The sequence below is a fragment of the Photobacterium halotolerans DSM 18316 genome (assembly GCF_000425165.1).
Classification (GTDB): domain Bacteria; phylum Pseudomonadota; class Gammaproteobacteria; order Enterobacterales; family Vibrionaceae; genus Photobacterium; species Photobacterium halotolerans.
Map to the genome: position 1 here is coordinate 164,944 of NZ_KE384319.1, position 16,636 is coordinate 181,579.

The following is a 16,636-nucleotide window of genomic DNA, read 5'->3' on the forward strand; positions in this document are numbered from 1 at the left end:
TACGATACAAAGGTGCCATTTTAACGGCTATATATGGAGTAAGCCATGGAAAATAAATCTGCATTCTACCGCCGTTTAACCCAACAGGCTGTGGCAATCGTTGACGGTGAACCCGATGTAATTGCTAATATTTCTAATATTAGTGCGTTACTGAACATGGAGTTAGAGGATATTAACTGGGTCGGTTTTTACCTGCTGAAAGATGACCAGTTGGTGTTGGGTCCATTTCAGGGTAAACCTGCCTGTGTCCGCATACCTGTCGGCCGCGGTGTTTGTGGCACGGCCATCTCAGAAAACAAAGTTCAGCGAGTCGGTGACGTCCATCAATTTGAGGGACACATAGCCTGTGATGCAGCCAGCAATTCTGAGATCGTGATTCCATTCTCAGTGAAGGGGCAGTTGTACGGCGTATTGGATATTGATAGTCCAAGTCTGTCAAGATTTGACCAGGAAGATGAAGACGGGCTGGTTGCATTCATTGAGGAACTACAAATTAAGCTCTAATTGCATGCTTTCGGTGGTTTTTCAATATCAGGTAATTATAATAGCCCGCACTTATTGGTTTTATTTAAAAGCACTAACAGCGAGGTACTCTCGCTTTGTCAGGAAAGTCCATGGAAAACTCTGAAAAGTTAACGAACAGTAAAGAAGTGATTGCCTATATTGCAGAGCAATTCCCGAATTGTTTTACTGTTGAAGGTGAAGCTAAACCATTAAAAATTGGTATCTTCCAAGACCTCGCTGAACGACTGAGTGATGATCCTAAAGTCAGTAAAACTCAGCTGCGAGCAGCACTTCGTCAGTACACTTCTTCTTGGCGTTATCTTCATGGTGTTAAAGCAGGCGCTAGCCGTATTGACCTTGATGGCAATGAGTGTGGTGTGTTAGAACAGGAACATGTTGATCACGCGCAAAAGGCGTTGGAAGAAAGTAAAGCGAAAGTACGTGCCCGTCGCAAAGAGCAGGCCGTGGCTAAAGCGGTTGCCGAAGGTGATGCTAAGCCAAAGAAAGTGCGGGAAAAATCACCTAGACCTAGAAACGTTAAGCAAAAAACGTCTAAGCTAGATAAGAAGCCGGTAGAAACAACACGTGCTTTGTCTGCCGATGAAGTGACAGTGGGTAAGGATGTCAGTGTCAATATGGGCAATGGCAACATGCCGGCAACCATTGTAGAAATTAATAAGGACGATGTGCGTGTCCGTCTGACTAATGGCCTGACCATGGTTGTGAAAGCGGAGCACCTGCGTTCATAAAGGAGAATGCTCGACGTATGAAATGTCGATTCCGTTTCTCACTGATTGCTGCCGGTATTGTGCTGGCAGCATCAGCTCAGGCCTTGGAAGCCACACATACACAAAGTGAATTGCCTGTTTTGTCTCCAGAAAAACAGCATGCGACCGCCAGTAAGCGTGTAGCCTCACGGTTTACCCGATCTCACTATCGCCAGTTCTCACTTGATGATCAATTTTCTGCCAACATTTTCGATCGTTATCTGGAAATGCTGGACTTCAACAAAAGCTTCCTCACTCAATCTGATATCAGACAGTTCGAACAGTGGAAATATCAGCTTGATGACCAGTTAAAAAGAGGCGAAACAACAGCAGCTTACGATATCTTTAATACGGTATTGAAGCGCCGGTTTGATCGTTACCAATATGCGCTGACCCTGCTGGACAAACCTATGTCTTTCAATGTCAACGAAGACATAGTGGTTGATCGCTCAGAAATGCCATGGCCGAAAGACAGGGCTGAGCTGAATGAAATTTGGCGCGAACGTGTCAAATCGGATGAGCTGAATCTTAAGCTGGCAGGCAAAGAGTGGAAAGACATCCAGGAAACCTTGGGTAAACGTTACAACAACGCCTTGAAGCGCCTTACTCAAAGTCACAGCGAAGATGTGTTTCAGCTTTATATGAATGCATTTGCGCGTGAAGTTGATCCTCATACCAGTTATCTCTCTCCTCGCAGCGCTGAACAGTTCCAGTCAGAGATGAACCTGTCTCTGGAAGGGATTGGTGCTGTGCTTCAGGTGGATGATGAATTCACTGTTATTCGTTCTTTAGTTGCTGGTGGCCCGGCATCCAATTCTAAAAAACTGTCTGCAGGCGACCGTATTATCGGTGTCGCTCAGGACGGTAAAGAAATGGTCGATGTGGTGGGCTGGCGACTGGATGATGTGGTACAGCTGATCAAAGGGCCGAAAGGCAGCAAGGTTAGCCTGGAGATTCTTCCTGAGGGAGTCAATGCCAAAAGCTACAGTGTCACCATCGTCCGGGATAAGATCCGTCTTGAAGACAGGGCTGCCAAGTCATCGGTAGAAACTTACAAAGGCCGCAAAATTGGTGTCCTTGAGATCCCGAGCTTCTATGTCGGTCTTTCGGAAGATACCAAGAAAGAGCTGGCGAAATTAAATCAGCAACAGGTTGATGGCATTGTTATCGACTTGCGTAACAACGGCGGCGGGGCGTTAACGGAAGCGACGGCATTAACCGGTCTGTTTATTAACAGTGGCCCGGTGGTTCAGGTGCGTGACAGTTACGGCCGTGTGAAAGTGAATGGTGATTCTGATGATCGCGTTTACTTTGATAGCCCGTTAACTGTGCTGATCAACCGTTACAGTGCGTCTGCATCTGAGATTTTTGCCGCGGCCATGCAAGACTACGGTCGTGCCGTTATTATCGGTGAGCAGTCATTTGGTAAGGGCACAGTCCAGCAGCACCGTTCTCTGAATCATATCTATGATCTGTTCGATAAACCGCTAGGTCATGTTCAGTACACGATTCAGAAGTTCTACCGCATAAACGGCGGCAGTACGCAGAATCTGGGTGTTGTACCGGATATCAGTTTCCCTACTGCCATTGACCCTGCGGATACGGGCGAAAGTGTAGAAGATAATGCTCTGCCGTGGGATAGTATCAAACCTGCGAGTTACCAGAAGTTGTATGACTTCTCTCCGCTGTTGCCTTCGTTACGTGCTCAACACGAGCAGCGTATCAAGAGCGATATGGAGTTTGGCTTTATTTTCGATGACATCGCCAAGTATAACGCTGAGAAAGATAAAAACGCCTTGTCTCTGAACGAGAGCAAGCGTCGGTCTGAGCAGGATCTGGATGAGAAAGAGCGTTTGGAGCGCTTGAATGCACGTCAGAAATCGTTAGGTGAAAAGCCTTTCATTGCATTGAAAGATGTGCCTAAAGACTATGAGGCGCCTGATGCTTATCTGGATGAGGCTGTCGCGATCACGGCTGATTTAGTTCGGGAAGAGCAAAGCTGAAGTGATTAAGATTTAATGACCCTACAAAAAACGGCGCATTCTGCGCCGTTTTTCTTTTATAACAGTGCTTTAGTTACATTCTGAACCAGGCTGATGTTCATGTCCGGCCATGTCTCATAGTTGAAACAAGCGGTTGAATACTTATGACAAGTATCATATTCACGCGCGGGATATTCCAATGAGGGCTAATTTGATAGAAGGGGCTGATACTTCTTAGGGGTACTATCATGCTGCGAGCCGTTCTTTTGTCATTTGTCCTCAGTGTTTTTACATGGAGCAATACTGCAGCAGCCGATGAGCTGACTGAATTCGATTATCCACTACTGCTTGGAGACTGGTACTGGTTCAGTACTACCGAGGAAGGGGTGGAGAGTGAGGGAATCAACTACCGTGCTATGAATATTAAGTTCAATTCGTCTTATCATTTTAAAGTGCGCCTGCTGCGAACCGACGGACTGATTGACGAGTGGGACGGCAACTATGATATTGATGAAACGACCCTGACCATGAACTCTGTTAATCAGCCCTCCCAGCAGCATGAATATGTGTTGAGTTACAACCAGTTTCTTTTAGATGGTGCGCGTTTTACTAAGCTGGCGCCTGAAAATTTACCGGGTCAGTGGCGTTCTTCCGCGATAGGCGGTAAGGACGTAGATAACAGTGTGTCAGAGCTGAAGCTGTCGCTGCGTCCGGATTTCTTATTTTCTGCTCAGGTGATAGGAAAAGACGGGACGCGTAAAGAGCATAAGGGCATCTACTATCTGGAAGATGACAGGATTGTGCTGATTTACGAAGATGGTCAGCACGACAGCCATTTTAAGCTGGGCGGAGACAATACCTTAACCCTGACAAATAAACAGTTTGGTATGGAAGCTGTGATGCAGCGTCAATAACACCTTATCTATCTGTAAAATGTAACGCAAAGAGAGGCTTTCGCCTCTCTTTTTGTCTGCAGCATACTTTTTGTTTGCAGCATAACTGTTCATCAATTCAGTCATTGGCCAGCTTGAAGGCTTCACGGAGCTGACCCAGGTACTCTTCATCCTGGCAGATGCTTTTTCCGGGTTCATCTGAAATTTTGGCAACTGGCCGGCCTTCGCATTCGGTCAGTTTCAGCACAATATTTAAGGTCTCAACATCTGGCAAGTCACACGTCATATTCGTACCTATGCCAAAACTGATTTGGGCGCGCTGACAGAAGTGCTGATATATCTCCAGTGCACGCTCTAACGTCAGACTGTCGGAAAACACCAGTGTTTTGCTTTTCGGATCAATACCCAGCGACTGATAATGCGCAATGGCTTTTTCACCCCATGCAATCGGGTCGCCGCTGTCATGACGAAGACCACTGAAGCGTTTCGAAAGACGCAGATCGAAATCCCGCAAAAATGCATCCATGTTAATACAGTCGGTTAAGGCGATGCCTAATGAGTCCGGGTATTCCTGCAGCCAGCGATTCAATGCTAACTGCTGAGAGTCAGCCAGTTCACCGGCCAGTTGCTGGTGTGCCTGGAACCATTCATGTGCCTGGGTACCAAAAGGGGTTAGCTGGCGAGTTCGGGCCAGATGGTAGTTTGAAGTTCCGCCAAACTGAGGGAAATGTGCTGTCAGATAATCGACAATGGCGTAGTGTACGTCTTTAGAAAAACGACGCCGGGTGCCGAAATCGACCAGAGAAAATTCGCTGATGTCTGTCTCGGCTGCCATCGTGTGAAAATGGGTCAGTTTGTGTTTGAGTTGATCAATCGCATCTTGAGGTGAGACATCAGCATAGCGATGACGACAGCGAATTTCGCAGACAATGGCAAGCAAAGGCACTTCCCACAAGATGATATCCAGCCATTTTCCTTCGATACGTATAGTGAGCTGTTCATCGCTTTCACCTATGATCACCTGCGCGGGGTCGAGGTGAAACTGGCTTAAATAGTCCAGGTAGTCATGCTGGAAGAATGGCAGTGTGGCTAAGTAGTCAATTTCTTCTGTGCTAAAACGCAGCTCACCCAGGTGAGCGACTTGTCTTTTGATTTCAGCCAGGTAAGGCCTGAGATCTTCGCCACTGCGACAACGAAACTCGGCGGCAGCGTTCACATCTGGGTAAAGATGAAAAATCGCTTGCTGCATGTGGAGTTTATACGCATCGGTATCAAGCAGTGAATCAATGATCCAAGGTTGCATAGTGTGGTTCATATTGCAGAGTCATTCCTGTTAAGAGGCTAAAATCAATGTACTGGGGTAAAGGAGGTGGTACGACAGTGTCATTGTTACGCGACGCGACACAGGTAACAATAGGTAAAGATAAGATTTTCACCTCAAGTGCTATCTGCTAACATTTTGTCTTAACACAGTGTAAAGATTATTGGCGACCAATTATACGTATTCACATAAAGTATAGTTGATGCGATTTCAAGAATTCTTGTCTTACCTATACGGCGTGTTTATGGCACATGCTGCACGCTGACTTTACCTGCTCCATACCCGCTATCATAACCTGAAGTGGGGTATGCAAATTTTTCAGTTCCGCAAACAATGTTTCATCGATTGAAAAGATCGAATCTTGTTCGTTGTATTGTGGCAACTGCCAATATGGATGATGAAGGAAGGACTTTATGGCCGATCAACCGAATGCCGCTCAACCCACTGCTAAGTACCGCGCTGACTATACCGCACCCGATTTTACGATTACCGATATTGATCTGGTGTTTGATCTGCAAGACACGGCGACCCGCGTTGTTGCTGTCAGTAAAGTGAAGCAACAAACTGAAGGTGCGACGTCACTGGAATTAGACGGTGATGATTTGGTTCTGCGTCGGCTGGAAATCAATGGTGAAACCTGGCAGCACTATGAAGAAACGGCCGATGGCCTGCTGATTCATCAATTGCCTGAGGAGTTTGAACTCACCATTGAAACGGAGATTAACCCGGAAGCAAACACCGCGCTTGAAGGCCTGTATAAATCTGGTGGCGGCTTCTGTACCCAGTGCGAGGCGGAAGGTTTTCGGCGTATTACGTTTTATCAGGACCGCCCGGATGTACTTGCCCGTTTCACCACCAAAGTGATCGCCGATAAAGCCAGCTTCCCGTATCTGCTGAGCAATGGTAATAAAGTGGCAAGCGGTGAGCTGGAAAATGGCCGTCATTGGGTTCAGTGGCAGGATCCGTATCCAAAGCCTTGCTACCTGTTTGCCCTGGTTGCCGGTGACTTTGATGTGTTGCGTGATAATTATAAAACAGTCAGCGGTCGTGACGTTGCGCTGGAAATCTTTGTCGATAAGGGCAATCTGGATCGCGCGGAACACGCCATGCAATCACTCATCAACTCCATGAAATGGGATGAAGAGCGGTTTGGTCTGGAATATGACCTGGATATCTATATGGTCGTTGCCGTTGATTTCTTCAACATGGGGGCGATGGAAAACAAAGGCCTGAATATCTTTAACTCCAAATACGTACTGGCGAATCCGGCCACTGCCACGGATACGGATTATCTGGGCATTGAGGCGGTTATTGGTCATGAGTACTTCCACAATTGGACCGGTAACCGCATTACATGCCGGGACTGGTTCCAGCTCAGCCTGAAAGAAGGCTTGACTGTATTCCGGGATCAGGAGTTTTCATCGGATCTGGGCTCTCGGCCGGTAAACCGAATCAACAACGTCCGTGTTATGCGTGGGCCACAGTTTGCCGAGGACCGCGGTCCGATGTCGCATCCGATCCGACCGGAAAAAGTCATTGAGATGAATAACTTCTACACCCTGACCGTTTATGAGAAGGGCAGTGAAGTGATCCGGATGATGCATACGCTGCTGGGCGAAGCAGGTTTTCAGGCGGGTATGAAACTGTATGTTGAACGTCATGACGGAACAGCAGCGACATGTGACGACTTTGTGCTGGCGATGGAAGAGGCTTCGGGTGTTGACCTGAGTCAGTTCCGTTTATGGTACAGCCAGTCGGGCACGCCGATTGTAAAAGTCAGCACTGAATATGATGCCGGCACAAAACGTTACCTTGTCACGGTAAAACAACATACGCCCCCTACAGCCGGGCAAAAAGAGAAACAGCCACTGCATATTCCGTTTGATATCGAACTCTATGACAGTAAAGGCCAGGTTATTGAGTTACAGTGTAATGGAGAGAAAGTGCATCATGTACTGGATGTCACTGAGTCTGAGCAGACTTTTGAGTTTGATCAGGTGAATGAGCGGCCTGTGATTTCCATGTTACGTGAATTCTCAGCGCCGGTTGTCCTGGAGTACGATTACAGTGACCAGGAGCTGGTATTCCTGATGACCCATGCACGTAATGAGTTTGCGCGCTGGGATGCCGGTCAGATGCTGCTGGCCAAATATATTCGCAGTAATGTGGCCGCGGTACAAACGGGGAAAGCAGTGGTTTTCCCTGAAAACGTGGTGGATGCATTCCGCGGGGCATTACTGGACGAAAAACTCGATCCGGCCTTTATTGCTGAAATGCTGACTCTGCCCGGCGAGAATGAAGTGGCAGGCTGGTATGACGTTGTTGATGTTGATGCAATACATGCTGTGCTCGGACAGCTCGAAAAACTTCTGGCGACAGAGCTGGAAGATGAACTGACTGCCATTTATCACTCACTGAAGCAGGCCAGTTACAGTATTGAGCATGGCGCGATAGCCAAACGTGCGTTGCGTAATCGCTGCCTCGCTTATCTGGCATTGACAGAGCAGGGTGAAAAACTGGTGTCAGCTCAGTATGAAACGGCCGACAACATGACAGACACTATGGCGGCCATGTCAGCAGCTAATGAAGCACAACTGGCCTGCCGTGAATCGCAGATGGCAGATTTCAGCGACAAGTGGAGCCATGACGGACTGGTCATGGACAAATGGTTTATTCTTCAGGGCAAGAATCCGGCGGCAAACGCTCTGGATAATGTGCGTGACACTATGCAACACCCAGCGTTTAGTCTGAAGAACCCGAACCGTACACGCAGCCTGGTAGCGAGTTTCTGCGCCAATAATCCGGTTCGGTTCCACGCCAAAGACGGCAGTGGCTATCGTTTCCTGACTGAGATACTGACTGCCCTGAATACGTCGAACCCGCAGCTGGCTTCACGCCTGATTGAGCCTTTCCTCAAGTACCGTCTGTATGATGAGGAACGCCAGGCACTGATGCGTGCCGAGCTGGAGAAACTGGCCGGTTTGGACAATCTGGCGAGAGATTTGTTTGAGAAAGTGGAAAAAGCACTTGAACAATAAAGCAAGTCTGTTTTAATCAGAAGGCTCCTCCGGGAGCCTTTCTTTTTATTCGACCAATTTTATCCGATCAAGCAGGCTTGTTTGCATGAAGAGATACACCTTTTCAGTCAACATTCCCTATCACACCTACCTGCAGCATTACTCGGGGGCTGCCAGCTCAGTGCTGGTTCACACCGATGAGGGCCTCCGGTTGCAGCTTCCGGCCGTCAGACTTCGGCCTTTCCTCAGTCAGTTAGGTATTAAAGGGCGTTTTCGGGTTGTTGTCAGCGCGGAAAACCGTTTTGAAAAGTTGGAGAAAATCGCTTAAAACCTGTCTTTAGTCGGATATTAACAAATGTCCTACATAATTATGCGAAACTGGTTTTTTTATCTGTTGCGAATAAAGTATTCGATATTCACTTGCCTGAGATTTTGATTAGTTTCGCGACTAGAAAAAAGTTTATATTTTTAGATGGTTAGACCAGAAAGTGCGTGTAACAGCAAGTTATCGCATTGGAATTTTTGCCTGCTGGCAGCCTGCCAATCAAAACATCTACCTTAGTCACATATTCGATTTTTTCTTCAAAAACCAGAGTAATTAACGTAACCATTTGGCAACAAAACCCCCTACAATAGCTGTCGAGTCAACAATACCTCGCCAGAGAGACGTTTTTTAGCGCTGAACTCAAGGCGTCGTTATAAAACCCTATACTAGATTGATAAAAGTAATAACGATGGAGCATCTGCTATGACCGCACCTGACACAATAGTGCCGGTACTGCTTGAAAAAGTGTATGGCTTAATCCAGGACAAGATAGAATCCCCTCAGCAGTCATTAGTCGAAGTGTTTGCTCAGCGATTGTTAGGACAACTGGCAGATGATGATCTGCTTCAACGGAATGAATCTGATTTGTATGGTGCAGTACTTAGCCTCTGGCACCATCTAGTGCAAAACAAACCTGACCAAATTTCTGTTCGTGTTTATAACCCGACATTGAGTCGATATGGCTGGCAGTCAACCCACACGGTAGTGGAGATTGTGATGCCGGATCATCCTTTTCTGGTCGACTCAGTCCGCATGACATTAAACCGTCTGGGCATCACCAGTCATTTGATGTTCAATGGCCCGTATTTCTTCAAGCGCGATGATCAAGGGGTGATCATTGAAGCATGTGGAGAATCCGGCGATCTGCAAACTTTATTCCACATTGAAGTCGATCGGTTATCCAGCAAAGAAGAAATGGATGCTTTGAAAACCGAGCTTGAGCAAGTATTGCAAGATATCGAGCTGGTCGTGAATGACTGGCAGGCAATGCAGAGCAAAATGCTGGAGATTGCGCAAGAACTTAAATCTGCCAAGTTACCGGTAGAAAAGAGCCACCGTGAGGAAGCGATTGAGTTTCTGGAGTGGGTGACACGCCATAATTTTACCTTTATGGGTTATCACCAGTACGATCTGGTGCCTGTTGAAGGTGATTTTGAACTGCGTCCCTGTGCCGAAAAAGGCCTGGGCCTCCTGAGCAAGCCGGGTAAAGCCCGTTCACTCATGTTGTCTGACCTGCCTGAATCAGCGCGAGTTGAAGCGAGAAAGCCAAATCTGCTGATTCTGACCAAGAGCAACGGTAAGTCGAAGATTCACCGTCCTGCTTACATTGATTACATAGGTATTAAACGTCTGGATAAAGACGGCAATGTGATCGGCGAGCACCGTTTCACCGGCCTGTATGCTGCAACGGCTTACCATCAGACAGCGATGAATATTCCGTTGATCCGCAATAAAGTGATACGCATTCTTCAAAGCAGTGGCTATTCAGAAGATTCACACTCGTGGAAGGCGATGAATAACATTCTGGAAACCTATCCGCGTGATGAGCTGATTCAGGCCAGTGAAAAAGAAATGCAGGATGTGGCCAGCGGTGTGGTGAGAATGCAGGATCGTGATCTTCTGCGTCTGTTTGTTCGCCGTGATCCTTTCGGTCGCTTCTTCTCTTGCATGGTTTATGTCACCCGTGAGCGTTATAATACCGAACTGCGTGTTAAGACTCAGAAAATTTTCCAAGAGTATTTTGGCTCTAAACAAAATGTGGATTTCACCACTTTCTTCTCAGAGAGCCCACTAGCGAGAACTCATTATATTGTGCGTGTAGATAACAATAACTTTGATGTAGATGTAAAAGCGATCGAACGTAATCTGGTCGAAGCGGCTGCTTCCTGGGAAGATCGTTTAATTGATTCACTGATCTCAAATTTCGGTGAAAATCAGGGAACCCCTCTGGCGAAAAACTATGCGCGCGCCTTCCCGCGTTCTTATAAAGAGCAAATGCTGCCAGGCTCTGCGGTTGCAGATATTGAGCTGCTGGAAAGCCTGAGCGAAGACAACAAGCTGGGCATGCTGTTCTACCGTCCGCAGGAAGTGGCAACAGATTCACGTTTTGTGAAGCTGAAACTTTACCACCGTGATGAGCCAATCCATCTGTCCGATGTGATGCCAATGCTGGAAAACCTTGGCTTGCGTGTGATCGGAGAGTCGCCATACGAGATCGTTACGGCGAACGGAACCGTATTTTGGATCCTCGACTTTGCGATGCTGGTCAATGGTTGCAACGAGATTGATCTGAGCGATGCGCGGGATCGTTTCCAGGAAGCCTTTGCTGCTATCTGGCACAGTGAGCTGGAAAGTGACGGCTTTAACCGCCTTCTGTTTTGTGCCGAGCTGACCGGCCGGGAAATTACTATTGTCCGCAGTTATGCCCGTTATATGCGCCAGGTTGGTTTCCCGTTCAGTCAGCAATATATTGAAGATACGCTGGCGAATCACGCTGATTTGGCACGTGATCTGGTGGATCTGTTTGCCTTGCGTTTTGATCCTGCGACTAAGTTCAGCGCGAAAGCTGAAGAAGCACTGATCACTAAGATGAATGAAAAGCTGGAAGAAGTCGAAAGTCTGGATGACGACCGTATTATCCGTCGTTATATGGAAATGATTCTGGCTACCCAGCGTACCAACTACTATCAGACTGATGAACAAGGCCAGCCTAAACCATGGCTGTCGCTGAAACTGCGTCCGTCTGAAATCTCGGAAATTCCGGCACCTGTACCTTTCTTTGAGATCTTCGTTTACGCGCCAGATATTGAAGGGGTTCACCTGCGTGGTGGCAAGGTGGCCCGCGGTGGTTTGCGTTGGTCAGATCGTCAGGAAGATTTCCGTACCGAAATTCTGGGTCTGGTTAAAGCACAACAGGTGAAGAACACCGTTATCGTACCTGTGGGTGCAAAAGGCGGATTCGTTTGTAAGCGTCAGCCACAAATGACAACCCGTGAGGAAATCCTGGCTGAAGGTCAGCGTTGTTACAAGCGCTTCATTCGCGCACTGCTGGATGTGACTGATAACATCATTGAAGGCGAGATTGTTTATCCAAGCAATGTTGTCCGTCATGATGAGGATGACCCGTATCTGGTTGTTGCTGCCGATAAAGGCACTGCGACTTTCTCTGATCTGGCTAACTCGGTATCAGCGGATTACAATTTCTGGCTGGGTGATGCTTTTGCTTCTGGCGGCTCTAACGGTTACGACCACAAGAAAATGGGTATCACAGCTAAAGGTGGCTGGGAGTCTGTTAAGCGCCACTTCCGCGAATTGGGTATTGACTGCCAGACAACAGATTTCACCTGTGTTGGTATTGGTGACATGGCCGGCGATGTGTTCGGTAACGGTATGTTATTGTCTAAACATACACGTTTGGTTGCTGCATTTAACCACATGCACATCTTCCTGGATCCCAATCCGGATTCAGCATCGAGCTGGGAAGAGCGTAACCGCCTGTTCCATCTCCCTCGCTCAAGCTGGGAAGATTACGATGCCAGCCTGATCTCTGAAGGCGGCGGTATTTTCTCACGCCGCAGCAAGTCTATTAAGCTGTCGCCACAAATTCAGAAACTCTTAGGCACACGTAAGCAGAGCCTGACGCCAAACGAAGTGATCAAACTGATCCTGACAATGGAAGTGGATCTGCTGTGGAACGGCGGTATCGGTACTTATGTTAAGGCTGCCAGTGAAACACATACCGATGTTGGCGACCGTGCTAACGATGGTCTGCGTGTTAATGGCGGTGAGCTGCGTGCCAAGATCGTTGGTGAAGGTGGTAACCTGGGTATGACTCAGCTGGGTCGTGTTGAGTTTGCAATCAATGGCGGACGGGTTAACACTGACTTTATTGACAACGTGGGCGGTGTAGACTGTTCTGATAACGAAGTTAACATTAAGATCCTGCTCAATGGTCTGGTGGCTGCGGGTGATCTGACATACAAGCAACGCAACCTTCTGCTTGAGCAGATGGAAGATGAAGTGGGCGATATCGTACTGGACGATGCATACACCCAAAGTGAGTCTATTTCTGTGACTCAGCATCAAAGCGTACAGCTTCTGAAAGAGCAGATCCGCTTCATCCATCATCTGGAAAAAGAAGGCAAGCTGGACCGCGGCCTGGAGTACCTTCCTGATGACGATACACTGGCAGAGCGCGAGAAAGACGGTATTGGTCTGACACGTCCGGAGCTGGCGGTACTGGTAGCTTACGGCAAGATGGTACTGAAAGAAGAGCTGGTTACAGAAGAGATCACTGAAGATCCTTATCACAACCGTCTGCTGCCGGCATACTTCCCGAAAGCACTGCAGGAAAAGTATCGTACACAGATGGAAAATCACCCTCTGAAAGGAGAGTTGATTGCCACATCGCTGGCCAACCAGATGTCTAACGAGATGGGTTGTAACTTTGTCACCCGTTTGCAGGAAGAGACAGGTTCGACAGTGGCGGAAATTTCGTCTGCATACACTGTTGGTCGTGATGTGTTTGGCTTTGAGCAGTTCTTTGAGCAAATTCGCGAACTGGACAATAAGGTTCCTGCACATATCCAGTACGAGATGATGTATCGCTGTCGTCGTATGTTACGCCGCATCACTCGCTGGTTCTTGCGTAACCGCGATCGCAAGATGGGTATTGAAGAGCAAATTGCGTTCTATCAGCCAACGCTGAACAATCTGCGCGATAACCTGGAGAAGTACCTGGTGGCTGAAGAGGTGCAGGAGCATGATGATCAGGCGAACAGCATGATCAATGAAGGCGTCCCGGCACAGCTTGCGCATAATATTGCCCGTCTGAGCAGCCTGTACTCAGCCATGGATATTGCGCAGAGTGCGAAAGAGCTGAACAAAGATGTTGGTTTTATTGCTCGTGTCTACTTTGTACTTGGTGCACAGTTGTCGCTGCACTGGTTCCTGCAACAGGTTCATAATCAGCCGGTTGAAAACCATTGGCAGGCACTGGCTCGTGCTTCTTTCCGTGAAGATCTGGATTGGCAGCAACGTCAGCTCACATCTGCGGTTATCGGAGCAGGCAAGGGCAGTGAAAAACCTGAAACGCTGATTGAGATGTGGATTGAGCATCATCACTCCGCCATTCAACGCTGGGAAAGCGTACTTGCTGAATTCAAGGTGGGTACAGCCCATGAATTTGCAAAATTCTCCGTTGCAATGCGTGAATTGGTGTTATTAAATTTGAATTGCAAACCAAATCAGTGAATAATCTAGCCCCGTTTATACGGGGCTTTTTTTAAGGAGGTATAATGATTTACCGCCTCGCGCGTTCGGCCATGTTTCAGCTTGATCCTGAAAAAGCGCATGATTTGGCTATCAAGAACTTTTCTCGCTTCACCGGTACACCTCTCGATATTTTTTACCGTCAAAACCTCCCTGATCGTCCTGTTGAAGTCATGGGACTCAAGTTTAAAAACCCTGTTGGTCTGGCCGCCGGTCTGGATAAAAATGGCGAATGTATTGACGCCTTTGGCGCAATGGGCTTCGGATTCGTTGAAGTCGGCACTGTGACGCCTAAACCTCAGCCGGGAAATGACAAACCCAGACTTTTTCGGGTAAAGCCTGCGGAAGGTATTATCAACCGCTTTGGTTTCAACAATAATGGCGTTGACCAACTGGTAGAAAATGTAAAGAAAGCCACGTTTGACGGAATTATCGGTATCAACATCGGTAAAAACAAAGATACACCGCTGGAGAAAGGGGTAGACGACTATCTGGTTTGTATGGATAAAGTCTACGAGCATGCTGGTTATATCGTTGTGAATATCTCATCACCGAATACCCCAGGGCTGCGTAATCTTCAGTACGGTGAGGCATTGGATGATTTGCTGGCACAATTGAAGAGCAGGCAAAAATCGTTGGCTGAGAAGTTTGGCCGATATGTGCCGCTTACGCTGAAGATCGCGCCTGATCTCGAAGATCACGAGCTGATCCAAATTGCCGATTCCTTGATCCGCAATGAGGTTGACGGTGTGATAGGGACGAATACGACCCTGGATCGTACTCTGGTACAGGGAATGCCGCATTGTGATGAGGCCGGTGGCTTGAGTGGGCGTCCGCTGCAGCACAGAAGCACGGAAGTCATCCGTATGCTTAATCATGAGCTAAAGGGACAAATCCCTATTATTGGGGTAGGTGGCATTGATTCAGCCATTGCTGCAAGAGAGAAGCTGCTAGCCGGCGCCAGTTTGGTCCAGGTCTATTCAGGCTTTATCTATCATGGTCCTAAACTGGTTAAAGATATCGTGCTCAATTGTGATTTACGATAATGAGTGACGCTGTCACTAAACGTTCGCGTTTGTAAATCTGCCGTCATACAAACAACGCCCACTTTATGTGGGCGTTTTTTTGTTCCAACATCGGTGAAAAGCGGTATTTTGTCAAAATTACATAGCTTAACACTATGATCTTACAAATTTTTTCCCCTTTTATTTTATCACTTACTTAGTACAATTCCTTTTATGTACTTAATTTGCTTGCTTTGATCACAGTTAAGACACTGACATTGGAGCCTATCGTGTTAAAACCAAATAATTCATGGACGTGGTATTACGACCAGAAGAATGACTCTTTAATGCTCGACCTGGGCGAAGAGATGGTTTTCCGCGTTTCAATTCCGAGTAAACACCTTATTGCTTGCGCCTTTAATCGATGCGAGTTCACGGTTGATGATGCAAGTACCTATCAAACATATCTCGAAAGTATTTCTGTGCTGGATTTGTCTGCTCCGCGTAAGGTCGAACTGGCCTTAAATGCTGTCGCTGCCAGTCGTTTTCATAAACCCATGATGCCTAAAAGCTGGTTTTTTTCCCAGCAAGAGGGGGGTTATACACCTCATAACGGCGAGATCATCGGGCTGGATACCGATTTCGGCGCTGCCCGTTATCTGGTAATTGAAAACAGCGGTTGTGCGAGCCTGTGCATGCTGGCAGATGTGGAACCTCATGTTCTGACGTCAGGGAAAGAAATGGAATTCTGCGGCATTATCAAAGTAATGAACGACAGAATGCAGGCCGTCCACTTAGACACAGAGCTGGGTTTGGCGCTGGTGGGCTAATCGTTGTCATGGAAAGCCATATTTAACAACGATTTACCCCCGATAAGTTTTAAAAGTTCATTTCTACTGTCCCCCAAAAGTATCATGCCTGGTTAATCAGCTGCTTTACGTGACCGGATTTAGCTGTCTGTGTCACTGATCGATTCTCTGCGCAAGTCCCCATATTCTCTTCTTATCTAAACACATGTGTTTTATCTCATACCGTTTCTCGCACCCAGATCTGGCCTTGGCTTAATCAGGGTGTTTTCTCAGTCCCTGTTCGCCACAGAGGACACCATGCTTTGCTATCTGCTATCTGCTATCTGCTATCTGCTATCTGCTATCGCCGTTTTTGTCTTTTTAACGGTTCCTGGTACATCAACTGCCGTGGTGATATTAGCCATCAGTGCGTCATTTGATGAATATCTATACGGGTATTGAGCGACATAACGTCATCCTGATGCAAAAAATCAGTAAAAATAGGTACTTTTTTGTTGTTGTCTGCCTTTTTTTTGGACAAAAAAACACCACTATTTTCCGGTAAATTATCGTTTCTGCGAGTAGATATTTCCCTGTTTTCCTCATTTGTGAAAGCCCATTACAAATGAGGATAAGCACATTATATTAAGTTTCCTGACAGGAAAGAGTTGCACCTGGAGCGATTGGTGCAGCGAGAGGTTATTGTATATACATAGATGTGGAGATAGCGAATGCTCACATACTTGCTTGTGTTTGGCAGTTGC

10 protein-coding genes are annotated in these 16,636 nt (G+C 47.3%); 9 read left to right on the plus strand and 1 reads right to left on the minus strand.

Going from position 1 to position 16,636, the window contains the following annotated elements; all coding sequences use genetic code 11:
* Positions 1 to 45: 45 nt before the first annotated feature.
* The 4 genes from H511_RS0110175 (at position 46) to H511_RS0110190 (ending at position 4,167) form a co-directional block, all read left to right on the plus strand.
* Positions 46 to 504, plus strand: coding sequence for a GAF domain-containing protein (locus tag H511_RS0110175; protein ID WP_027252193.1), 459 nt, complete (start codon positions 46 to 48; stop codon positions 502 to 504).
* A gap of 110 nt (positions 505 to 614) precedes the next feature.
* On the plus strand, positions 615 to 1,253 hold the full coding sequence (gene proQ / locus H511_RS0110180; RefSeq protein WP_027252194.1) for an RNA chaperone ProQ: 639 nt from the start codon (positions 615 to 617) through the stop codon (positions 1,251 to 1,253).
* Between the two features lie 17 nt (positions 1,254 to 1,270).
* A complete protein-coding gene (gene prc, locus H511_RS0110185; protein ID WP_027252195.1) occupies positions 1,271 to 3,274 on the plus strand; it encodes a carboxy terminal-processing peptidase in 2,004 nt (667 codons plus the stop codon).
* A 227-nt stretch (positions 3,275 to 3,501) separates the two neighbouring features.
* A complete protein-coding gene (locus H511_RS0110190; RefSeq protein WP_027252196.1) occupies positions 3,502 to 4,167 on the plus strand; it encodes a lipocalin family protein in 666 nt (221 codons plus the stop codon).
* Between the two features lie 97 nt (positions 4,168 to 4,264).
* Here the strand turns inward: H511_RS0110190 and pncB are convergent, their stop codons facing one another.
* On the minus strand, positions 4,265 to 5,461 hold the full coding sequence (gene pncB, locus H511_RS0110195; protein ID WP_027252197.1) for a nicotinate phosphoribosyltransferase: 1,197 nt from the start codon (positions 5,459 to 5,461) through the stop codon (positions 4,265 to 4,267).
* 419 nt (positions 5,462 to 5,880) lie between these two features.
* Between pncB and pepN the strand changes: the two genes are divergently transcribed.
* The 5 genes from pepN to H511_RS0110220 all read left to right on the plus strand — a co-directional run bounded on the left by pepN (position 5,881) and on the right by H511_RS0110220 (position 15,914).
* Positions 5,881 to 8,505 carry an aminopeptidase N gene (gene pepN, locus H511_RS0110200; protein ID WP_027252198.1) on the plus strand — a complete coding sequence of 875 codons (2,625 nt, stop codon included), beginning with the start codon at positions 5,881 to 5,883 and terminating at the stop codon, positions 8,503 to 8,505.
* An 85-nt stretch (positions 8,506 to 8,590) separates the two neighbouring features.
* Positions 8,591 to 8,812, plus strand: a complete 222-nt coding sequence (locus tag H511_RS0110205) for a DUF2835 domain-containing protein (RefSeq protein ID WP_027252199.1) — start codon at positions 8,591 to 8,593, stop codon at positions 8,810 to 8,812.
* A gap of 420 nt (positions 8,813 to 9,232) precedes the next feature.
* On the plus strand, positions 9,233 to 14,062 hold the full coding sequence (locus tag H511_RS0110210; RefSeq protein ID WP_027252200.1) for an NAD-glutamate dehydrogenase: 4,830 nt from the start codon (positions 9,233 to 9,235) through the stop codon (positions 14,060 to 14,062).
* Between the two features lie 44 nt (positions 14,063 to 14,106).
* A complete protein-coding gene (gene pyrD, locus H511_RS0110215; protein WP_027252201.1) occupies positions 14,107 to 15,126 on the plus strand; it encodes a quinone-dependent dihydroorotate dehydrogenase in 1,020 nt (339 codons plus the stop codon).
* Positions 15,127 to 15,374: 248 nt separating this feature from the next.
* Positions 15,375 to 15,914, plus strand: a complete 540-nt coding sequence (locus H511_RS0110220) for a cell division protein ZapC (RefSeq protein WP_027252202.1) — start codon at positions 15,375 to 15,377, stop codon at positions 15,912 to 15,914.
* Positions 15,915 to 16,636 lie beyond the last annotated feature (722 nt).